The sequence below is a fragment of the Nonomuraea bangladeshensis genome (assembly GCF_039529455.1).
GTDB lineage: Bacteria > Actinomycetota > Actinomycetes > Streptosporangiales > Streptosporangiaceae > Nonomuraea > Nonomuraea bangladeshensis.
The window spans coordinates 411,812-434,259 of the sequence record NZ_BAAAMV010000007.1; the positions used below are offsets into that span (position 1 = coordinate 411,812).

The window sequence follows — 22,448 nt, forward strand, 5'->3', positions numbered from 1 at the left end:
TCAACGCTGACTTCCCTCTCGAAGCTCAGCGCGACACCTGCAAGACCTGCGTTCTGGCCCTCTCCCATCGGTTCCTCCGGAGGCTCCATGGCCCGTCATCCGCGCACCAGCTGCCCACACGGCGACGCGTTCACGCCATACCCGGTCTGGCACGAACCGGATTGGCCGTTCGGCGAGGACGACGAACGCGACGCGGCGCTGAACAAATTGTCCGAGGCACTCATGGAGTGCCCGGCACCTCTGGCCTCAGCGCTGTCAGAGCTGACACTGCAGGACATCGGCAAGGCCCTATCGGCGACACCGCTGCCGTACCGGCCATCGGTGCTGCGTCCACTCGGACTCATGATCAAACCCTCCAAAGTCGGCCCACAATTGTGCCGCGACGTGCTCATGCGGATGGCCCGCGCTGATGATCATCCCGCACGACACGCGGCTGCGGCCCTGACCGCAGTGGTGCTCACCGACGTGCGGATAAACGTCGTGGCCCACGAGTTCCCTGAACGCTCCTCCTCAGCCGTGCGCGACCCGGCCACGCACTGGTCTCCGGCATTGGCGCGAGTCGCTGTGTGGGCCAGCGGGTTCGCCTCCGTGCGCGACGCGCGGTTGTGGCTGTGGGCGAGCCAACAGCCATGGTTCCGACCTGCCTCTGTCGATGACGAACACGTCGATGCAATCGCCATGGCTGCCAGGAGGGTCATCGACACGTCGCCCACGTTCAGCTTCCTCAACGACAGCAACGAAACTCCGGCCGACCCCCACGAACCTGACGATGCGACCGCGAGTGCGATCGAGCCCACCCCAGAACCGGCTGTCTCGGTCCTGCCACCAGCTCCGATCGATAAAGACGGCGTTGCGGGGACGGCTTCCGCCACTGCCCAGCAGCCAGTCGCGGTGGACGACGAGGAGGACCTTGACATGATGGCGACCATCGGAGGTACCGGCGTCGACCAGTTGAAGCAGGCCAGTGAGGACCTGCGGCAGGCGCTATTGAGTGCGGTCCCCGCGGCCCAGCGGATCCTCGACAACGTCACCGCCGACCGGCCTCCAGCCGCCGACGACCTCGATGTGATCACCACTGCGCGTACCTCGTTCGACAACGCCGTGGCCAGGCTGCGGGCGGCTGGTACCACTATCGATGCCGACACCGGGCAGGCGGTGCGCGCCGCGCTGGACGACCTCATGAAGGCCGCCGACGACGCGCCCGAGCGTGCTCGTCTCGCACACTTGCGGACTCTCGTCGCGCCCGCCGACAATGCGATGCTCGCCACGGCACTGGCCGAGGCACAGCAGCGTGCCGATGCCCTGGCCGCCTCCCCGGTGTGGAGCACCGTTGATCGGGCTCGCGCCGTCTCACTGGCCATGCTAAATGAGCTCTCCGACCCGGTCACCGCACCGTCGCAGGTGGTGGCTTTGCAGCAGCAATTTGTCCAAACTCATCCGGACTTGGCCCTACTCGCCGTCAGTGCGGCTCAGTTGACCCGTCTACTCGCTGAAACAGCGGAGACCGTGAGCACGCGTCCCACCACTGATGACAAGGCCGCGACCACCGTCGACGACCCGTCTGACACCAAGGCCAGTGACCAGGCCACCCAGGAGAACGAGACCTTCTCGGGGACAGCGAGCGGAAGCACCGCCGTACCCGCCCATCCGACGTCGACGTCGGATTTCACTTCCGTTGAGGCGCCGCCAACCGTTCCCGGCTCCAGCTCGACAACTGGGCTGACCGCCGAGCTTGAGGCCGAGAGGGCTGTAACCGTCAGCAACGAGCTCCTCGCACATGCCCGCCTCATCGACGGTGTCGCTGATCTCATGGGCTCTCAGAGCTTCGGATTGGCCGCGGCCATCGCGCAGGCGGGACAGTTGCCCGCCAGCCAGTCGGCCATGTTGCGCATCGCGGCATTGTCCGACGCGGTACGTAGCGAAACCGGCACGGTCAATGCCGCACTGCGCGGCGAACTCACCACACTCGACAGGATGGCCGCCGCCGACGACTCGCCCAGCGCGCTGCTCATCGTCGCCTCGCTGCTGCGTGCAGCCCTCGTGACCGGGGAGCCAACGGTCGGCGCGGTGCTCACCGAGTTGGCTCCCCGGGTCGAGCCGAACCTGGCTGCCGTTGCTGAGCAGGTTGGCCGACGGGCGCTGCAAGGCCTCCTCGTCGACGCTCCGCCGCTAACCGTGCTCGCCGACGTCAGCGAGGTCGAGCGGTCGGTACGCGCCGCCAGTGACAAAGCCCGCAAGATGCTGCGCCCCCGCACGATACGGTTCAAACGCGCGACCGACGTCGCAAAGGCATGGCTAGCCCCCGACGGGCTGCTTGGTCGGCCACTGACCATTGCCGCCAACGATGACCAGTCCGCCGTGAACGAGGTCACCAGCGTCATTCAGCGGCTCGGTGAAGCCTCACACGTCGCCCGCGAGATCGACATACTCGATCGCAAATTGAGGGGGACGTCTGGCAAGCCAATCCAAGGCGCTGGTCGGCAGAACCTCATCAACCTCGTCCAGGAGGCCATTCAGGCCCTCGCCGGTTGGGCCGAGGCAGTCCTGTCACTACAGAGGTCTGGCGCCGGCCGGCATTGGAGCACCGGAGACGTCGCCGACATGCGCGCCACGGTGCTGGATAGGCGCAAAGCGGTACTGGCCGCAATGGCAGCGCAGACTGAGCACACCGATCCGCTACTGGCGGCTGCATCGCGAGCGGCTGCGACGTCGCTGACGTTGACGTTCGCCGTGCTCGCCGGCGAGGCTGCGCTATCGGTCGGCGAGCCAGTGGCGACGTTTGTGCTGACCGCCGAACTGCTGAAGGTGCCTGGAGCGATCGTCGACACGGCTCTCAGCCACGTCACCGTGCCGGCGAACACAACCGTCGAACAACTGTTGACCGCTGCCCAGCGCACCTGGACCGACGCGGTCTTCACCCAGGTCGCGGCCGAGAACTTCGACGCCGCAAACTTCCTCCTCACCGCGGCTTCGATGAACCTGCTGCCCGGTGCATCTGAGCACGAATTCGGCGAAGACACCGCCGCAGCGGTCGCAGCAGCCCAGGCCAAGGTGCAGGCTCAGCTGGAAGAGCTACACGAGCAACTGTTGGCGGAGCTGCGTCGAGCACAGATCAACAACGAGGTTTCCGAGGAGCAGGCCGGCGAGTTGACTGGCCTGCTGCAGGACGCTGACACCAGCGTCACACGCAATTTCGCCGCAGTCCGCGTCCAGCTCGCCTGCGTCGCCGAGCAGCTCCCGCTCTATCGTGCAGAGGCGGCACGGCGGTTGTCGGATCGACTGGCCGCGCTGCATGACGTCGACGAAGGCACCGTCGAGCGTGTCGAGCGGCTCATCGCTACCGGTGAGCTGTCCACCGCTGAGGAGCTCATCTACTTTCTCGAGATTGGTGAGCCGGTGCCAGAGATCTCTGAGCAGCATGACTTGCAACAGTTCTTTCCAGCCGTGCCCAACGCGCTGAAGTCTGGTCTGACGGCGGAGGTCATTCAGGTTGTGCGCAGCCGCGGTCAGGTGTCTGGCTGCAAGGCGCTCGATTTCAGCCGGCTCAGCCCTGACCTGGCCGAGCTCGCCGCGGCCGCGCTCGATGATTGGCGCCAGCTCGCCACCACGCCTCCTGAAGGACGGGGGAAGATCACCGAACGTGAACTCCTCCTACCGGCGCTGCGTATCACGGGCATCGAGGGCAAACGTATCCGCCGCCTCGACGATCTGCCCCGGGGACGCGATCGGCGCTTCATCGATGTGGTCGATGTGACGATCAACGGCAAGGCGCCCGCTCCGGCGTTTGGCAGCAAGCTCGGCGGACGCTTGCGCGTCCTGCTCGCTTGGGGACAGCCGAGCGCGCAGCTCCTGCTCAGCCACGCCGATCAGGACAACTCTGGCGACAGCCTACTCATCGCCTATTTCGGCACGATGGGTGCGCAGACTCGCCGCGAGCTCGCCCAGCATGCTGTTGCGGACAACCGCACTGCGCCGGTCGTAGTGCTAGATGATGCCGCACTGATCTACCTGGCTGCGCACGGCAACCGGCAGATGGACGCCGCCATGGGTGTGCTGCTCCCGTTCAGCAACGTAAACCCGTATGTCAGAAAGAAGCGCGGTCTCGTGGCCGAGGAAATGTTCTACGGCCGCGATGCCGAGCGGAAAAGCGTGCTTGACCCCGACGGCACACAGCTTCTCTACGGCGGACGCGGCTTGGGCAAGTCCGCCCTGCTGCGCAGTGCCGGGCAAAAGTTCGAGTCGCAGGGGTCACCTGGCGAGCGAGTCAGCCTCTACCTCAGCGTCGACACCGTAGGCATCCGGGCAGGTTCGGCGATCGGACCAGACGCGATATGGGATGCGCTGCTGCGAGATTTCGACGACCAGGGCGTCATCACGCCGCCACGCCGTCAGGCGAGCCGCAAGAGCCCGCATGAGGAAGTCCGCGCAGGCGTGCTCGCCTGGCTTGGCGCCGATCCGCGCCGGCGGCTACTCATCCTGCTCGACGAATCCGATCGGTTCTTCGAATCGGATGCACCGGAGTTCTTCGAGACGAATCGACTCAAAGAACTCGGCTTGGCTACGGACGGGCGCATCAAGGTCGTTTTCGCTGGTTTGCACTCGGTGCAACGCTACGCCAAGAGTGCCCGAAACGGCCCGTTCAGTCACCTTGCGCAGCGTCCGACAGTTATCGGACCGCTACGACCTCAGTTCGCGACGAACCTGCTCACTCGCCCACTGCAGGCGCTCGGGTACCACTTTGCCTACGACGACCTGGTCAACCGGATCCTCGGGTACTGCTCGTATCAGCCATTCCTGCTGCAGATGTTCGGCTCCCGCCTCGTCGCTAAGATGCACGCCCGCCGCGGCGCAGGTGTCGCCGACGCCGAGCCACCCTACGTCATCACGCGCGCCGACGTCGTCGCGGTCGAGAGCCACGTCGACCTCAAAGCCGACATCAGCGCAGCATTCCATGACACGCTGCACCTGGATCCGCGGTACAACGTTATTGCGAACGTGCTGGCGCATCACGCGCATGAGTCGGGTCTCGACGCTCGTCTGTCGGACGTGGAACTGCGGGAAGAATGCCTGGACTGGTGGCACGTGGGCTTCTCGGCTCTGGATGTCGAAGGGTTCCGCTCGTACCTCCAGGAGATGGTGGGCCTGGGCGTGCTTGCGCCTAACAACGACGGCCGAGGCTGGCACCTGCGCAGCCCAAACGTGCTGCGCATGATCGGTTCCAAGGACAATGTCATCACGCAGCTCGTCGGCGCTGGAGCGCTGTCGGTGCCCGACGAGTTCATCGCGCTGGAGACACGAGCGGCTCTGCCTGATGGGCGACGCTCGCCGCTCACTGCCGGCCAGAGCGACGATGTGCTCGGCGACCACGCCAACCAGGTTCGCGTGGTGCTCGGCTCACCGGCGACTGGCATTGGCGACGTCGCACAGGCTGTACGGCTCGCAGCCGACGTCGGTGACCGATTCACCGTGCCGTCAATTACCAACCGGCGGCATTTCGAAGAGGAGCTTGTCGCTGGCAGGCCTGGCGAGCGGCGTGTCGTGCTCACCGATCTGGTCGCGCTCGAGCCACGCGACGAAGCGTGCACTGCCGCCCTGAAAGCGGCACTCGAGCTGCGTTCGCAGCAGCCTGGTGTGACACGCTCGGCCGTCATCGTCGCCGGGCCACGGCAGATGTGCTTGTGGTGGACGGTGCTCGGTGACGCCGGACGCACCCCGGCGCTCGGCACGGTCATGCTGCGGCGCTATACCCGGCAGACGCTGCGTGTGTGGGCGCTGGCGGGCGAAAAGTTCAGCGTGCCGGAGCGACTCGAGCGCCTGATCGAGGTCACCGGCGGCTGGCCACTGCTCGTCGAGCGGGCGGGTGAGCTCGTAGCGTCTGGCATGGAGGAAGGGCAGGCGCTGGTTACCGTCGCCGAGGACCTTGCTTCACCGGCTGGCGCGGCCGCGTTCGTCGACGCAGTCGGGATCACCGCCGACGAGCAACTCGTCACGGCGTTCAGCACAGTACTAGCGCTCGTTGGTACTGACGGTGCCACGCTTGAGGATCTGGTCGCGGCTGTGGCCGCGGGCGGCGACGTCGACGATCCGGATACCGCGGTGGCGATTCTGCAGACGCTGGGAGTTTTCGACATCGACGACGATGGTCGTATGTACAGGCCCGAGCCGCTGTTGACGCGGTCCTGGCCCTACCGAGCCTGACGCGATAATCGAGGTGGGTCGAGGTCCGCAACCAGAAAGCGCGGTACGTCTGAATCTAGGAATCACCGCGCACTGACAAAGCGCGCCGAGAAGGCGTACTGAGAGGCTCCTCAGGGTCTCTCAGGTGTCACACAGCCACCGTTAGGCAGGCTGGAGCGCATGGACCAACTCCTGCGCAACCCGGTCATCGCCGCGGGCCTGACCAAGGTCGAAGCCAGGATCCGGCGGCTGAGCGGCTCCTCCGCGCTGCCCGCCATCAACGTGGGCGCCGGGCGCGTCATCGCGGCCGGCGGCAAGCGGCTGCGGCCCGCCATGACGCTGGCCGCCTCCCTGGCCCTCGGCAAGGCCCCCGACCGCCGGGTGATCACGGCCGCCGCCTGCGTCGAGCTCATCCACGCCGGCTCGCTCGTGCACGACGACCTCATGGACCGCGCGAGCGAGCGCCGCGGCGCCAGCACGCTCAACGCCGAGCTGGGTGACGGCAAGGCGCTGGTGATCGGGGACTTCATGCTGGCCAGGGCCGGGCTGGCGGCGATCGTGAATGTGTCCAGGCCGGTGGCGGAGGTGCTGGCGGCGGCGGTGGTGGAGCTGGCCGAGGGGCAGTACCTGGAGACGGCCGGCCTGTTCGACGCCGGCCGTACCCGAGAGAGTGCGTTGCGGTCGATCACCGGCAAGACCGCCGCGCTCTTCCGGGCGGCCTGCCTGGTCGCGGCGGTGTGCGCGCACGCGCCGGCCGAGGACAGGGCGCGGATGGCGACGTACGGGGAGAAGTTCGGGCTGATCTTCCAGGTGCTCGACGACCTGCTCGACCTGACCGCCACCAGCGAGCAGCTCGGCAAGCCGGCCGGGAACGACCTGCGACAGGGCGTCTACAGCCTGCCGCTGCTCATGTCGGGGATCGACCTGGGCGGGCTGGGCCGGGGCATGACGGACGAGCAGGTCGCGGAGGTGCTGCGCGAGGTGCGGGCGAGCCGCATGACGACCGACACGATCGCGTACTGCCGGGGCCTGGCCGCGGACGCGGTGGCCGCGCTGCCGATGATCCACGACCCCGAGATGGCGACCCTGCTGTACGGGCTTCCGTCGGCGTACATCGATCGCGTGGAGCGGCTGGCCGGCCTGACGATCGCCGGTTAAGAATTGTCGGAACAATTGGGAGTGATCAACGCCAAATCCCGAAAAAGTGCTCATACTGGAGTTGCAGCTACCAGGAGCACGTGCACGCAGAAGACCCCCCATCGCATGGCCAAAGAGGACGACCTGCCGCCAAGCCAGTTCCTCATGCCCGCTGTCCGGCAAAGCGCAGATCTTCGCGTCGGCCGCCTCTCCTCTGCCTCTGCAAGAGGGGCATTGGGGGTCACGAGTCCACCGTCAGCAGGTCAGCGGCGAGCTCGCGCCGCTCGTCGGGGGTGAGCCGTACCGGCCGCATGGCCGGCAACCCACCATGGCGGCAGGCGTGAGTCACCGTCTGCGATCGACCGCTGCTCGGAACTGCGCCAAGGACCGCTCAGACGCTGAGCGCGCCCGACGGTAAGTGCCGTCCTTGGCGCCTGCCGCTTCCGCCAGTCGGGCCGCCGATGTGACGAGAGCTTCAGCAGTGGCCACGATCGGGCGTGAACGCCGGCCCCGCCAGAGGCTGATCTCGTGCAGGAGGCGCAGCATCTGTTCGCTTTTCGGGGCGAGCATCGCCTGGTAGTCCGCCGTCACGGCACGCTTTTCGAGATCCTGGTCGCGCGCCACCTGGGCGGCGCGGCCTGGCCACCCGGCGCTCGTCTGCCCTGTCGGGAAGACGGCGAGGAGATTGAGTGCCGTCCTTCGCCAGGTGGCGTGATCCACCCACGCGGTACGGAAGACCTGCACGGCTGTGGAGAACATGACGGCGGCCACGAGCGCATCGGACAGGGTCTGCTCACGTGCCCTGCGGTCGGCGACGCGTTCTTTGCGCCACTGAAGGAAACCGGTGCCGAGGAAGGTGATGACCGTGGCAGCGAGCGTTCCTCCGACGCTGAGATAGGCGGCGTTCAGCGGATCTGCCACTATCTCCTCCAGTGCCCGTCGAGGCACGTGTAAGTGCGCCCGTTCGAGGCCGTCCCGACAGCGCCGGGGGTGCCGCAGAAACCGCCCGGGTGGACGTTGCCGATGTGGACCGGTTCGGGCTCGGGCTGGGGTTGCGGTCGGCGGGTGGCCTTCCGTCTGGGGCGGCGCTTGCCCTTGTCGGGGTCGGTGTCGTCGATGTCGTTGCGAGCTTGGACGCCGTCGCCGTCAGCGTCGTCGTCGTAGCGGTCTTCGATGCCGTCGCCGTCGAGGTCGGGGCTTGGCGTGGCGTCTGGTGTCCAGGGTTTTGGGGTCCATGGCGTGTAGGACGGGATAGAGGGCGGCGTGAAGGAGGCAGGGTCGGTGTTGTCACCTCCGCCGAACAGTGCGCTGCAGCCGCCTGCGATGAGGAGGGCGGCGACGATGAGGCAGCCGCAGCCTTTAGCGTTGCTGTTCTTGGAGGCGGGCATGGGGGGCTTCCTTCCGCAGACGTGGCGAACACGAGCGGTAGGTAGGACGCTGCGTAGAGCTACTTAGTTGCCCGGGTGCTCATGTTGGTGTCATGGGCCATCCACCATGCCGCCCTTATCGGGCAACACCGCACGGGCACGAGCGTGGGCACGCCTCGGGCGCTCCGCGCATGTGATCCTTCGCCGTCCCGCGGTTTGACGTGCTGGGCCCGAACCCATCCGGCTACGTCTGTTGGATCGCTGCAGTACCCGGACCGGACTCCCACCGGCAAGCGACGACGAGCTTACGAACAGGCGATCAGCCGCTACGTCACGGCTTCACCTCCGTCCTGCTGGGCGCACAAAGATCGAGGCTAACCTGCAGAAACAGGATCACTCGAAGCTTGATTCATACACCACGTCCGTGGACGTGACCCCAAGCGGCATCCGCCCTCCACAGCCCAACCGCCGTTTGCTTGCTCCCCGTCGCTTTCGGTCGCGCATCGGCAACCTTCAACGAACACCCTGAGGCGGCTGCCATCTGGCGTGTAATTGCGATATTTTCAGCACACGTGTGAGGTGATGCTTGCGTGCAGGAAGATACGCGAAGAGTCCAGACAGCCGTTTTGAACGGAGCGAGGTCGTACGAGCCGGTTCTTATGCCACTCGACCGAGCTGAAGCTCTCCGGTTCCGGGAAAACCACGACCGAATGGGCAACACGTTCTGGTGCGGAACGCATCTTGGTGGCTGCGGGAAGCAGTTGATGGATCGTATCGGCCAGGTGAAGATCCCTCATTTTGCTCACCACGCAGACCGAGTCACTCATGTGTGCAGGCGAGTCAACCTTGGCGTCGAATCTGCTGATCATCTCTACATCAACCAGGAGATATCCAAGTGGCTCAAGGGCCTGGGATTGATGCCCATCGGCACTCCCATTCTCGACCAGGACTTCGCCTTCGGCGGCAACTGCACAGCACTGATTGTCACCCCGCCCCGACAACTACCGCTGATTGCCGTCCAACTCATCGGCGACGAGCACACTTGGCACGACCGAGACAGACAGCTCCGCATTCAAGGTCGAGCCGTGCAATGGATCTTCAGCATGAGGTCCCGTGCATCATATGCCGCGCTCGATCGAGACGGGTATGCCTTACACGTGCGCTGCGAAACCCACGGAGGTACCCGAAGGGCATCCGTCGCAGTCCAACTGCCGGGGCAGCCAATCGAGTGGGAGAACATCTCAGCTTGGCAGCTGACGCGATCGGGAATATCTACAACAAGGATTGAGCATGCTCGTCGGTCGCGCTCACATTCGGCTGACGTAGGGCAAGTGAGCCGAATGAGCGACCCCACAGTCAGCGGTTTTCCTTTGGATGTAACCGGACTCTTAGTAATACCTAAGGCCTCAAAGACGGGCCCCTGGCAGCACATAAGTGACGACCAGAAGGACAATCAGTCACTTCCCGTCGTAGTGCGAACGCCTGCTGGAGCCAGCCTCGGCGATGCAGTTGTCGTACTCCCGTACGCCTACGCAGAGCTGGCAGTTGGGCAGCCGTATCAGCTCCTGGCGCCTTCCTCTATACGAGCCAATGTAGATCCCGAACGACTGACACCTCGTTGGATTATCGACTCCAGGGGACTGACACTTGCTCCAGCGATACAAACGCCGCTACTTACTCCGCAGGTGGATCTCTCTGCAGGGGCACTCACAAGGAAGACTGCAATCGAGGCACACCAGAAAGAGATTTTAGCTCCCGAGGCGAAAGAATCGCTTACGATTGCAACCGCTGACAATCACCCGACCACTCGACTCGACCGCCGGGAAGAGATGCAGATACGTGAAGCCGCCGCAAAAGCGATCACAAGACTTGAGCAGGCACGCAGCGTCGGCAACCGAAATAGAGGACGCGAAGTACTAGATCAGCTAGGAAAATTGCTACAGTCGGCCCCCTCGGACAAGTTCGGCTACGAACTGCGACAGTACGACGAGTACAGCACGTGGCTGCGTCCCGCCCGCAAGAAAAACAGGAGCCAATTCGGGCGCGGAAGATAGTGCATACTCTTACCCCAGCGCTACCAGCCATGCGCAGATGCTGAGGCGTCCAACGGCGAGGGTGGCGAGCACAGGTTGACTGCACCACGCCCTCGGGATTAAACCAGAGCGGCTCCACCACGGAGCGCGGCCTATTCGGGATCATTTAGTGCAGCCGAAAGGTTCCCCGTACGTAGCTCTCGCTGATCGACCCATTTCTTTCCTTCGGCGGCGATTGCTTCCAGGACATGCAGGGTGTGAGGGAGTCCTGCGGCGTCCAACGACACTTCGGAGACCGCTCCAGGACGCTCTCCTTGTTGTAGTTCTTCCATGCCCGAGTTCACCTCGACGCTGATTTCATTTCCGTTGACGAGCGCGAGCTGGAAGTCGCGCCCGCCGTCGTCCGACTGCTTGACGCGTACGGACGCGACCGCCTCGAAGCGGTAGTTGAGCCGCTGTCGGTCATGGAAGGTGCCCTTCAGGAAGTCGAGGGTGACCGTAAGCTGACGCACCCCTTCCTGCGTGACGAGGAAGACCAGGAGTTGGTATTTCTTGTAGCGCCACGGACCCCCACGTAGTCGTGCGTGTTCGCTCCCCCGGGCCGGAGCCTCGATGAAGGCGTGCGCGATGACACCACTCATGGTCAGTTTGTAGTGCCGCAACGCCTCCTCCAGGAGCACCTTGCGGTCGCAGTCGAGCCAGGTCGCCATTTCCTCGTCATCTGGCTTGTCCGCCAGCTTTGCGCGCCACCTGGCCAGAGCCTCCAGGTCACTTTGGTACGCCAGAAGGCTTTCGGCCTGGTCCGCGGCATGTCGGCGGCGCTCCAGGACGATGTGCAGCCAGATACGTGCACAGAACCATCCGGAAAGCAGCAGGAGGAGGATCGTGCCGATCGCCGACAGAGGCTCCATCGGCACGGTGCCGGCAGCGGCCCAGCCGCCTGCACCTGCGAGGGTGAGGAGTCCGAGTATCGCCCGTGCCTTCGTCCACAGAGGAGTGGCGAGTTCCCGGCGGTAGCTCCACAGCGTGCCTTTCCTGCGGCGGGTGCTGGCCACGCTTGCCCGGTGCCGAATGAGCCATGCGATCCTCTCGACTCCGACTCGGGTCCCGCCGTAGACCTCCGTCAGTTCGTCGCGCAGGCTCCGACGCATTCCCTCCGTTTCGGCCAACCAATGGTCACGGTCCATGCCCGGGGGAACGTACGTGGCGAAATAGTGGTTGATCCGGTGCTCGGCTTTTTTCGCGAAACTGCCGCGCTCGACCTTGGCCTTGGGTTTCGCCTGTTCCTTTACGCGCCGGCCGACGACAATGCCCTCGACCCCGGTCCTGCCTCTGCGGTACTCCCTGTCCTTCGCACGGCGGCGTACGACATGATGGCGCCAGTGCGCGGTTTCCCGTGCACCGACAGAGGCGCCGGCGAGGCCCAGCACGTAGGCGGCCATCAGAAGCACGCGGCCGCTCTGCAGGATCAGGTAGCCGAGATGGGCCGTCGCCGTGAGCAGGACGACCGTCGACGTGACCGCTCTGGCCCAGCAGCTCAGAGGTGTCTCAGGTGGCCGCGGTTCCCGGAGCAAGGGCTCTGCCGGCGATGGGTGGAAGAATTTCCAGATCCGATCCTCGCGTCCCCCGGCCATCTGATCCGTCTTGGCCTTCGACAGCGCGCGATGCCACAGATGGTCCTCGATGGGACCGTCGAGGTACAGCTCCAAGTGCTCCAGGATCAGGCTGCGCTGCGGTTCGCGGAGCGCGTCGAGGTCTTTGACCACGACGCGGATGTCCTCCTCCGCCTTACCTGCCGACTCAAGGAGGCGATCGATGATGCGTACGCCGTCCCGCCACGGATCCTCACCCCGCAGCCGCATGGTGGCGTGCCTGTCTCGCAGCTGAACGGTCTCGTCCTTGGTCAGCTCATGCCGCGTCCGACGACTCACCATGGCGAGCAACCAATAGAAGTAGACCTCGTTGGTGGTGTAGTCCACCATGGCGTCGTTGATCAGCCGCCGGGCCGGCCCCGGCATCCGGCCCTTCAGGAACGAGACACCCTTGCGAAACGTCGTCTCGGGCGAGTCCCCCGGCTCCCTCTCGTAGACGTTGAGGTTGTGCACCGTGCCTGCCTGCACTCCAATGTGGGAGTCTGTGGCCGAATTTTCGACGCGGTGCGTCGGCTCTGTCATGACAGGGATTGGGCTAGGGCGATGATGGCGGTGAGCTCCGCCGCCAGCGCGGCCACGTCACCGACGAGCCCGCGCAGCTTCTTCAGCGCCAGCGTCAGCGCGCTCTTCCGATCCGGCGTCTTCGTCTCGAGGGCTTGGTCGGCCGCGACGAGTTCCGCCTCCGCAGCCTTGTACGTCGCCTCGTCCAGGCGTCCGTCCGCCCACGCCTGCCACAGCCGGGAGCGGAACCCGGCCAGCGCCTCCGGCAGGTCCGTCGGCCGGGGCGTGTCAGGGGTGATCCAGATGCCGCCGTGCACGGTGCCTGCCTGCACTCCCACGTGGGCGTTTCCCTTGGCGATGTTCGTGGTGGTCTCGGGCATGGTGGAGCTCCTTGTGATGGGCCCTTCGGTGGACAACTCCTCGGCCAGAGCCGCGGCGAACGTGGCCGCGTTGGCGACAGCTCTCGGCTGCCACTGCTCGCGGTCCGTGACTTCCTTGGTGCCGTCGGCCCGGTCGCTGATCCCCCGGATGACGACGACGGGCACCTGGTTCAGGTGGCCGGCCTGTGCCACGCCGGCGCCCTCCATCTCGATCGCCCGCGCGTCGTTGTAGTGCTCGCGAATCCAGTGGGCGTGCTCGGAGAGCCGAGAGTTCAGCACCACCTCCCCTGCGGCGATCGGCCCGAAATGCACCTGCGGACGAGGGTCGAGATCCTTGGCCCAGGAGCCGGTCCGGTGCAGGTGCTGAGCGATCTGGTCAGCGGCGTGGGAGGTCTCCCAGACCCGGGGACGGCTCTTGAAACCGTCGTCCTCGCTGGTGCCGCCGTGGAACGCATACACGTGCGTGGCCACTACGACGTCGCCGAGAGCGATGTGCGCGTGCAGCGCGCCGGCCACGCCGACGAAGAGCAGCGCGGCCGGTCGGAACTTGGCGATGGCACGTTCCGCCAGTACCCCCGCGGAAAGGTTGCCCTTGCCGACGTGTGCCAGGACCACCTGCCCTCGCCCGGCTGCCAGCCGGCCCACCTCGAAGAGGGTGCCTTGGGAGTGCCGGTGCAGGCGCAGGCCGGTCAGCTTTTCGCGGACCGCCTGATATTCCAGGTCGAGTGCGGTGAGGATCACAACGGGACTCACGGCGCCGGCTCCTTTCCGTTCGGTGAGTCGACGGGACGGATCATCGGGGGGTAGAGGACCTCGCGAGGACCGGCCCTGAACAGCCGAGCCGGTCGCCCGGTCGAGGCCTTGCGCGCCGAACCGGCCGGGAGGATGAAGCCCTCAGTTTTCTTGATCTTTCGGTAGAAGTTCCGGGGGTCGAGCGGCATCCCCCACACCGCCTCGTACACATCCTGAAGATCCGTGATCGTGAACGTCGGCCCGCAGAAGGCCGTGGCGAGCGCGGAATGCTCGAGCTTGGCGCGGGCGCGCTCGACGCCGTCCGTGACGATGCGCCGATGATCAAAAGCGAGGTCCAGTTCGCCGGAGAACACCCGATCGGTGGGCTGCCAACCAGCGTCGGCGGCATCGGTGCCGGCGATGGGCTCGGGCAGCCTTGGGGCGATGGCCAGGAAGGCGACGCTCACAACCCGGCCACGCGGGTCCCGCCCTGGGTTGTCGTACACACCTAGCTGTTCCAGCCGGAGTGTCTCGACGTCCAGGTCGGCCTCCTCCGCCAGTTCTCGATGAGCCGCCGCGACGAGGCTCTCCTGAGGGTGCTGCAGGAAACCGCCCGGCAGCGCCTGGGCGCCCTTGTACGGCTCGATGCCGCGCTCGACGAGCAGCACTTGGAGGCGCGATTCACGCAATGTGAGGATTACCAGGTCAACGGTGAGCAGGATGGCGGGCGGCTTCCACCGGTCGTCGATCACGGGCCCGACTCTATGTTTTTGTCAGCCTGACAAAAAGTAGCGCTGTAGTTAGCTTTACCCATCCACCGCTGCTACACGCAATTGCCGCGCTGCTCTGCTGCAGGGGTTCGCCTGCTTCACGCCCCACATGCCGCGTTTCAGGGCTGGCACGCCGGTGACAGTACGCCGCCCTGCCGACATTTGGACGTCAGCCGTGGTGACGATCGGCTGGCAGGTCCGAAGTAGAACAACCCGGCAGTGCGTATGGAGCGCACAGTCGCCGACTCAGCGACGGCGGGCGCGGACAACATGGTGGCTGCGCCAGTCGATGTGGTCCCGTTCGACTTCGTCCAGGCGGGGCTGGGAAGGTTGCGCCCTCGAACCCCACGTCAACCAAAAGCGAGGTATGGAGTCCAAGATCCCGCTACGGCAGGATAGCGGTCATGGTCACGTACTGGTGGTCGCAGCGTTCCGGCGAAAACCTGTTCATGGAGATCACGCGGCGGGACGACACCGGTGGCGACCTGAAGGCGCCTACCACCGCTCGGGGCGGTGTGAACACGCCGGGCTACACACTCGTCAGTGCCGTCCAAGCCAACAGCGTCATCGTTCACTATGACAGCGCGGCAGAGCAGATTGTGGGCGTCAGCCGTGCGACAGGTGAGCGGTTCAACGAGCCGATCTGGTGGGCTGCACGTGGCTCGTACGCGCGGAAGGCCGGCGCCAAGCCCACATGGCTCCCGGGCCTCGTCGTCGCGCTTGAGGACTATCGTCCGATGGCTGAACCGCTGCCTTTGGCGGTACTTCGGCAACGCCGATTAGCCCTGCTGGCGATCCGCGACAAGCTGCAGGCCGAGTATCCAGGGCAGCCGCTCTACTTCCCTTGGATCCCGTACCAGAATTCTCTACGGACCTTCCAGACGTACCTCGCTAAGCTGCCGAACGCGGTGCTCGACGTGCTTCCTGAGGTTAAGGGGGTCGTTGCGGCTCTTGCGGAGGAGCCATCCTCTGAAACTCTTACTCAGCAGAACATCGAGGAGGCCGAACGTCAGGTTGCCTCGGCTGCCGGCCGCCCGCGAACGCCTCGCAGAGGCCAAGGTTTCGCCATCGACCAGCAGGTGAAGGTCGCGGTCGAGACGTACGCGATGAATGAGGCATTCATCTATTACAGCAAGCTCGGCAAGGTCACAGACACCTCTCGTACGCAGAGCTTCGACTATGCGGTCGAGATCGACGGTGTCCTTTGGCATGTTGAGGTCAAGGGAACAACCGGCGATCCGGAAGAGATCCTCCTTACACCCAGCGAAGTCCAGCACGCCAACGACTATCCGTGTGTGGCCCTGTTTGTAGTGAGCAATATTGCCGCAACCCGTGACAAACATGGCGAAATCATCACGAGCGGAGGCACAAGAACGATATTCCATCCCTGGTTGCTAGACCGGGCGCGCCTTTCACCCATCGGCTACAGATACCGGCTGCACGGAGACCTTGAGGGAACTGGGCCGCCGTAAGCAGAACGTGGCAGCCGTGACCTTGACCGAGCTGAGCGATACATGGCTTCGAGCTGCACAAAGTCAGAGACGCCCTTGGGCTCCTGAATTACAGTTGACGATTGACCGTCCGATCCTAGTTTGCAGGTGATCATGGCCACGATGCTCTTCGGGGACTCCAGCCACACAGTCGGCAACATGGTTGAAGCCATCGATCGTGGAGATATCGCCCTCCCTGACATCCAGCGTCCCTTTGTCTGGCAGGCGACCAAGGTCCGCTCGCTCTTCGACTCGATGTACAAGGGGTTCCCGGTCGGCTTCCTGCTCTTCTGGAAGACTGACGCCGACCCCGGTGCCCGGCAGATCGGCACCGGAAAGACCGCGCCCCAGTACCTGATCGTCGACGGACAGCAACGGCTTACCTCGCTGTACGCCGTAATGAAGGGGATCGAGGTCCTGCGCGAGGACTACTCCAGGACCCGGATCCGAATAGCTTTCCGGCCCGCGGACGGGACCTTCGCGGTCACTGACGCAGCGATCGAGAAAGACCCCGAGTTTCTACCGGATATCAGCGTGCTGTGGGCCCCACGCAGCTTCTGGCAGGCGATACGGGGCTTCATCACTCGTCTAGCCACCAAGCGCGAGGTCGACCAGGAGGAGCGGGATCGTCTCGAAGAGGCCCTCCATCGATTGCACGACCTCAGCGGTTACCTCTTCAAGGTTGTGGAGTTGTCTCAGGCGGTCAACGAAGAACAGGTGGCAGAGATCTTCGTCCGCATCAACAGCGAGGGCGTCACCCTGAATCAGGCTGACTTCATCCTCACCCTGATGAGTGTGTTCTGGGAGAAGGGCCGCCGAGAGCTCGAAGACTTCTGCAGGGCGGCCAAGACGCCCGCTCTCGGCACGGCCTCACCGTTCAACTGGTACATCCAGCCTCAGCCTCCGCAGCTTCTCCGCGTGACCGTCGCGCTCGCGTTCCGCCGCGCTGTACTGAAGAACGTTTACACCGTACTCCGCGGGCGGGATCTAGAGTCGGGCAGCGCTTCGCCGCAGAGCAGGGAGACCCAGTTCGAGACGCTCGAAGCGGCTCAAGCTCACGTTCTCAACCTCACGCACTGGCACGAGTTTCTGCTGTGCCTGGAACGGGCTGGGTTCCGAGGCAGCAAGATGATCTCCAGCGAGAATGCCATCCTGTTCTCCTACGCACTGTGGCTCTTCGGCCGGGTCCACTATGACGTGCAGATCCCTCAGCTGCGCGAAGTCATCGCCCGCTGGTTCTTCATGACGCACGCCACCAGCCGCTATTCCGGTGCCTTCGAAAGCCAGGCGGAGCGAGACTTCGCACTCCTAGGAGGGGTCGCACCAGGTGACGCGCAAGGGTTCTGCGACGCGCTCAACCGCCTCATCGACGACACGCTAACCAATGACTTCTGGACCATCACGCTGCCCAACAACCTGGCAACCTCGGCGGCGAAGTCTCCCGCGCTCATGGCCTACATCGCGGCCCTCAACATCCACGACGCACCTGCGCTACTGTCCCGCGTGCGCGTACGCGCACGGCTCGATCCCGCCGTCACCGTGAGGAAGGGTATTGAGCGGCACCACCTGTTCCCACGCAAATACCTTCGCGGGGCACTCGGCCTGACAGAGGCCAGCAAGATCAACCAGATCGCGAACATGGCACTCGTCGAGTGGTACGACAACATCGCCATCTCCGACAAAGCACCGTCCGACTACTGGCCGGCGGAAGTCGCCGAAGCCCACCTGCCACCCACGGAACTGGCGAAGCACACCTACATGCACGCCCTTCCAAATGACTGGCACAAGATGGATTACCAGGCGTTCCTATCAGCACGGCGCCATCTCATGGCTCATGTCACCAAGGACGCCTTCAACCTGCTCGGCCAACATTCCTACCAGCCCGATTACCCCGTACCTGGGGAGCCCGACACAGTCCCCGCGCCAGCAGGCGTCTTCGGGGCCAAGCTCTCCCACCTCATCGACCTCGATCTGCTGGACGTCGGAGCCACACTGGTGGACCTGCAGCACGGCACGGACGCGTCAGCGGTTGTCACCGCCGAGGGCAAGATCGAGCTTGAGGGCCAGATCTTCGAGACCCCAACCGGCGCCGCCTGCGCCGTGCTCGACGTGAAGCAATGCGACGGGTGGGCGTTCTGGTACACGGGTACCGATAAAGGGCTCAAACCACTCGCCGATCTGCGGGAGGAATTTGTACGGCGGCTGACTCAGCCCGAAGCTCCAGCTTGAGCCGATGGCTGTCGACCAGGAGGGTCACTGAGAGAGTCCAACATATAGGCGCACCAAGCGATGGCAGCACGTACGGCGAGACGACTGTCTCTAGCGTCGATACCGGTCACGGCGGCTGAGCTGCCGTGACCATCACCGACCTTGTTGCGCAAGGTCCCGATCTTAAGCGCGAGATCCCGCAGGTCGGCCAGGATGTCGCGAACGAGAGGTGACTTCGTCGCGTCCACCTGCTCTGGGTGCACGCCCAGCACCTCCATGGCTCCCTTGACCAGGGTCGGGACGTTCAAGTTGGTTCCGACGGGCTGTCCCTTCTGGGCGAGAACGGCCTTAGCGGTGGCTTCAATCAGGTTTTTGGCCTTACCGATGGCCAAGCTGGGATCATCGTCCAGTGATCTTTCTAGGCGGGCCAGCTCGACGCGTATCGCGGAGGCGTCGGGGAGTACGTCGGCGGCGATTGTCCCTAGAGTGCGAATGGCGGCCATGGGGTCGCCTGTCGGATCCAGCGGAAATCCATCCGCAGCTAGGCAATGGCGTAGCCGTACCAGCCGACTCTTGTCCGCAGTCGGGAGGGACTCGTAGATCTCGGCTAAGGCAACCGTTGCCCGCAAAACAGCACGAACCACCTTTGGGTCACAAAGGTCAAGTCTGCGGAGCGTGCGGGACACGTGGCTGCGCGTACTTGCGACGATCACCGTGCCCTCGTATTGAGTGACCGGCTGTCTCTCCAGCTTGATGCCCGCGACGGTGAAGGCCCGCTCTGCGTCTCGCGTCGAACGTGCGATGTCCGCGATCGCGCCAATCGAGTCACTACTCAACAGCGCTCGTCCACCCTCAGTCAAATGCACTCCTCACAACGTCGCTGTGCTCACCACCAGAACACCGATGAAGCGATGGTTTCGAGATAAGCCCGGCGCGCGGACATCGGTCGGGTAGGCAACACCCGTACTAACCGTAGTGCCCGAGACGCCCACGACGACCGCACCCCGGCAAGCTCGTCGTAGTTGATCGACCAGATTGTCCCCGGGGACGTCCGCAAGATGCTCGCCGCCGCGTTCAGACCAAAGTGGACGTCTACATCACTGCGTTCGCTGACGAGCACGGCGAGAACGGCCGCCGTCTGGCCACCTAGGAATTCACCTGCCCTGGCATCTGAACTGAGGGCGTTCCAGATACCCGGAGGAATCCGCTCGAGTGCCCAGTCCGGAGCGCTACTGGTGTTTCATGCGCTGAACCTCGTGGTGAGGGTTCAGGCTCGAGGTAGACATTCGCTAAGAATCTGCGGCCGAGGCGCCTCTCATAACGAATCTGCATGTCGCGCGGGCGAACAGCGCCATAGCATGACATCGTCGGATTTGTGGCGGGCGAGACAGCCGGTTTAGAAGAAGCCCTCAGCCGCGTGGTGCGGCTGGCGGGCGACCACATCGGCGCGCTCGACTCCACCATGCGCCACATGACGGCTCACGCCTGGGTCGGTGGCGGCGCGGCCCCCTTCACTCAAGCCGCCCACGACCAGCGCACCCGGCTCCAGAGGGCCTTCGAAACCGCTGCAGCGCAGATCGCCGAGCGCATCCGCGCCCTCGGCGGGCAAGCCACCGCGCCGCCACTGTCAACCCCGCTCCCCGTCGTCACGTCCACGCGCGGCGGCTACGCGGGGATGGACGTGGAGGCGATGACCCGTATGGTGGCCGACCTGGAGCGCGCCGGGCACGAACTCCCCACCGCAGGAAGTCAGCTCTCCGCGGTGCTGGCCTCCGCATGTGTCAGCGCCGCACCTGCCCGACAGGTCGCGGGAGTAGGCACCTGGGCCACCGGACAGGCCATCGACCTGCGCAGGCGGCTGACCGTACTTCAGCAGCGTCCCGACGGCGACATGGCTAACGCGGCCGTCCTCGGCTTCGGACTCTTCGGCGGTTCCGCTCCCGACCCGAGCGGCCTCGGCGCCATGCTCGCCACCGCCGCGAACGGCGATCCCTCGGCACTGCAGAAGGCGGTGGCGGCGCAGAGCACTGGTAAAGACCCGACCCTTGCCTCCCGGGTCAGTGCCTGGTGGCAGATGCTCCATCCGGCCGCGCGCAAGCGGCTCATCGACACCGCGCCGCAGCTGATCGGCTCACTCGACGGAGTACCCGCCGCCACCCGCGACAGCGCGAACCGGGCCTACCTAGGCCTGCGCAAGAGCGCTATCGCCGAGCGGTTGGCGGAACTTCGCACGCTGGAGGAGCATATGAAGCGAGGCGCGCGGCAGTCCTACATACACATGGAAATTGATGCGTTAGAAGCGGAACAGCGAAAGATCAGGGCCGTCGAGAAAAGCCTGGCGATGGGCGGAGTGAATGGCCGCCCGCCGGCGCTCCTGCTCCACTTCGAACTTGGCGGACTCGGCAAGGCTGCCATCTCCTTCGGTGACCCCGATAAGGCTGGCTCGGTGGTCACCTCCGTGCCGGGCACGGGCAGCAAATTGGAGGGGATCGGCGGTGACGCGGCCCGCGCAGCGACCCTGTGGGACCGAGCCAACTCGACCGCTTCCCCGCGGACCAAGATCGCTTCCATCATCTGGCTCGGCTACGAAGCACCGCAACTCGACGCGGGACTCCTCCGAGCCGACACCTCCGTGGCGTCGCCCAATCTCGCCCAAGCCGGAGCGGGCTCACTGGCCAGTTTCCTCGACGGTCTCCACGCCACGCACCAACCGGCCGGCACACCGCGATTCACCGTGCTGGGGCACAGCTACGGCAGTGTGGTGGCCGGCATGGCCGCGCAGACACGGAAAGGAACATTTGCCGATCAACTCATCCTTGTAGGAAGTCCCGGGACGATGGCAGCGCGGGCGAGCGATCTCGGAGTCAAGCAGGTCTGGGTAGGCGAGTCACCCCAGGACCCCATCGCCGACCTGGGCCACCTTCCACTCAGTGGCGGGCGGAACCCCATCTCGGGCATCCTGAACCCCTGGTTCCCAAACGGTGCGGGCCCTTTCGGGACCGACCCCAGCAACATCGCCTTTGGCGCCAACCGCTTTGTCGTTGATCCCACGCCCGTATCAGGCCCTCTTTCTTTCACTGGGTACGACATTGGTACACACTCCGGTTACTGGGACAGCCAGTCCGAGTCTCTGAAAAACCTCGGATTCATCATCAACGGCCAGTACGATCAAGTATCGGTACTCCCGACGCCGAAACAGGCGCCGCCTCCGACGCCCCACCTGACGCCGCCACCTCTGCCACGCCCCTCAACGGAACCGGTGTCCCCACCGTCGCCCGCTCCGCAGTCTTCACCCACGCCGACGGGAGACTAGATGTTCCGCGCCGTCAGGTTGATCATCGCAGCTGTGGTTCTCGTCGCCGGGTGCGCGCCCGGCGGAGTCCCGGGAGGAGCCATGAACCAACCGGCCGACAAGCCCACAATCACCAAAGAGCAGGCACTCACTCGAATCGAGCAGCTCATCGACGGAACCGTCAGTATCATCCACCCCACGCCCCAACTAGAGCTGTATCAGCCAAGCCTCAACGACGGCGCGTGCCTTGATCCGCTCGACGGAGGCTCCGAAGACCGGATCGTGGTCAGTCGCGAGTATTACCTGCGAGGTCTGCCTAAGGCCGAAGACGCGCTCAAGGAAGTGATCGCCACGGTCAAGGCGTACTGGCAGAAGCAGGGCCACTACATCTCGGGCCAGCATGAGAACGGTCTGCAGCTTTACGGGCACTCTCGCCCCGACGACTTCCTGATCAGCATCGGCTGGGCCGCCGATGGCGTGCTCACCCTTGGCGCCAACTCCACCTGCCTCTGGCCCAACGGAACCCCCGAGCCCTCCCCAACTTCCTGACGCCGGCAGAGCCCGACTTGACTGTGCACCTGGCCTCGTACATCGATAGCTATGTCAGCGCAGCGCTCACCGACCCTGCCCAGACTCCCGTTCGCTCGCCACAGTACGGCGTTCTTCACGACCACGCCTTCAAAGGCTTCTGCACCTTCGAAAAGCATGA

General features: G+C 64.8%; 13 protein-coding genes. 7 read left to right on the top strand and 6 right to left on the bottom strand.

Translation table 11 applies throughout. The features are described 5' to 3' along the window. The first annotated feature begins 87 nt into the window (after positions 1-87). Positions 88-6,198 (top strand): hypothetical protein, encoded by a 6,111-nt coding sequence (locus ABD292_RS24915; RefSeq protein ID WP_344211186.1) that lies wholly within the window; start codon positions 88-90, stop codon positions 6,196-6,198. A gap of 159 nt (positions 6,199-6,357) precedes the next feature. After that, a complete protein-coding gene (locus tag ABD292_RS24920) occupies positions 6,358-7,335 on the top strand; it encodes a polyprenyl synthetase family protein (protein WP_344211188.1) in 978 nt (325 codons plus the stop codon). Positions 7,336-7,659: 324 nt separating this feature from the next. On the opposite strand, the gene ABD292_RS24925 is transcribed toward ABD292_RS24920, so the two are convergent. Then, positions 7,660-8,235: a hypothetical protein gene (locus tag ABD292_RS24925; RefSeq protein WP_344211190.1), complete on the bottom strand. Its 576-nt coding sequence runs from the start codon at positions 8,233-8,235 to the stop codon at positions 7,660-7,662. Further along, the gene (locus ABD292_RS24930; RefSeq protein WP_344211192.1) at positions 8,235-8,702 is read right to left on the bottom strand and encodes a hypothetical protein; all 468 of its coding nucleotides are present in this window, start codon (positions 8,700-8,702) and stop codon (positions 8,235-8,237) included. Before ABD292_RS24930 ends, ABD292_RS24925 begins: the two co-directional genes overlap by 1 nt. A gap of 1,319 nt (positions 8,703-10,021) precedes the next feature. Here ABD292_RS24930 and ABD292_RS24935 point away from each other — a divergent pair. Beyond that, positions 10,022-10,735 carry a hypothetical protein gene (locus ABD292_RS24935; RefSeq protein ID WP_344211194.1) on the top strand — a complete coding sequence of 238 codons (714 nt, stop codon included), beginning with the start codon at positions 10,022-10,024 and terminating at the stop codon, positions 10,733-10,735. A gap of 131 nt (positions 10,736-10,866) precedes the next feature. Here ABD292_RS24935 and ABD292_RS24940 read toward each other — a convergent pair whose 3' ends face one another. Genes ABD292_RS24940 through ABD292_RS24950 form a run of 3 tightly spaced genes read right to left on the bottom strand, consistent with a single transcriptional unit; the run spans position 10,867 to position 14,731 of the window. Continuing rightward, positions 10,867-12,888, bottom strand: coding sequence for a hypothetical protein (locus ABD292_RS24940; RefSeq protein WP_344211196.1), 2,022 nt, complete (start codon positions 12,886-12,888; stop codon positions 10,867-10,869). Continuing rightward, positions 12,885-14,000 (bottom strand): 5'-methylthioadenosine/S-adenosylhomocysteine nucleosidase, encoded by a 1,116-nt coding sequence (locus tag ABD292_RS24945; protein ID WP_344211198.1) that lies wholly within the window; start codon positions 13,998-14,000, stop codon positions 12,885-12,887. Before ABD292_RS24945 ends, ABD292_RS24940 begins: the two co-directional genes overlap by 4 nt. Next, on the bottom strand, positions 13,997-14,731 hold the full coding sequence (locus ABD292_RS24950; RefSeq protein WP_344211200.1) for an NUDIX hydrolase: 735 nt from the start codon (positions 14,729-14,731) through the stop codon (positions 13,997-13,999). The genes ABD292_RS24945 and ABD292_RS24950 overlap by 4 nt, the downstream gene beginning before the upstream one ends. Before the next feature lie 422 nt (positions 14,732-15,153). Between ABD292_RS24950 and ABD292_RS24955 the strand changes: the two genes are divergently transcribed. Both ABD292_RS24955 and ABD292_RS24960 read left to right on the top strand, forming a co-directional pair. Then, positions 15,154-16,221 (top strand): protein NO VEIN domain-containing protein, encoded by a 1,068-nt coding sequence (locus tag ABD292_RS24955; RefSeq protein WP_344211202.1) that lies wholly within the window; start codon positions 15,154-15,156, stop codon positions 16,219-16,221. Positions 16,222-16,398: 177 nt separating this feature from the next. Beyond that, positions 16,399-18,468, top strand: a complete 2,070-nt coding sequence (locus ABD292_RS24960; RefSeq protein ID WP_344211204.1) for a GmrSD restriction endonuclease domain-containing protein — start codon at positions 16,399-16,401, stop codon at positions 18,466-18,468. On the opposite strand, the gene ABD292_RS24965 is transcribed toward ABD292_RS24960, so the two are convergent. After that, complete coding sequence (locus tag ABD292_RS24965) at positions 18,447-19,307, bottom strand: abortive infection family protein (RefSeq protein ID WP_344211206.1); 861 nt, start codon at positions 19,305-19,307, stop codon at positions 18,447-18,449. The genes ABD292_RS24960 and ABD292_RS24965 overlap by 22 nt on opposite strands. A gap of 515 nt (positions 19,308-19,822) precedes the next feature. On the opposite strand from ABD292_RS24965, the gene ABD292_RS24970 reads away from it, so the two are divergent. Then, positions 19,823-21,760: an alpha/beta hydrolase gene (locus tag ABD292_RS24970; RefSeq protein WP_344211208.1), complete on the top strand. Its 1,938-nt coding sequence runs from the start codon at positions 19,823-19,825 to the stop codon at positions 21,758-21,760. Beyond that, positions 21,761-22,288, top strand: a complete 528-nt coding sequence (locus tag ABD292_RS24975; RefSeq protein WP_344211210.1) for a hypothetical protein — start codon at positions 21,761-21,763, stop codon at positions 22,286-22,288. Positions 22,289-22,448 lie beyond the last annotated feature (160 nt).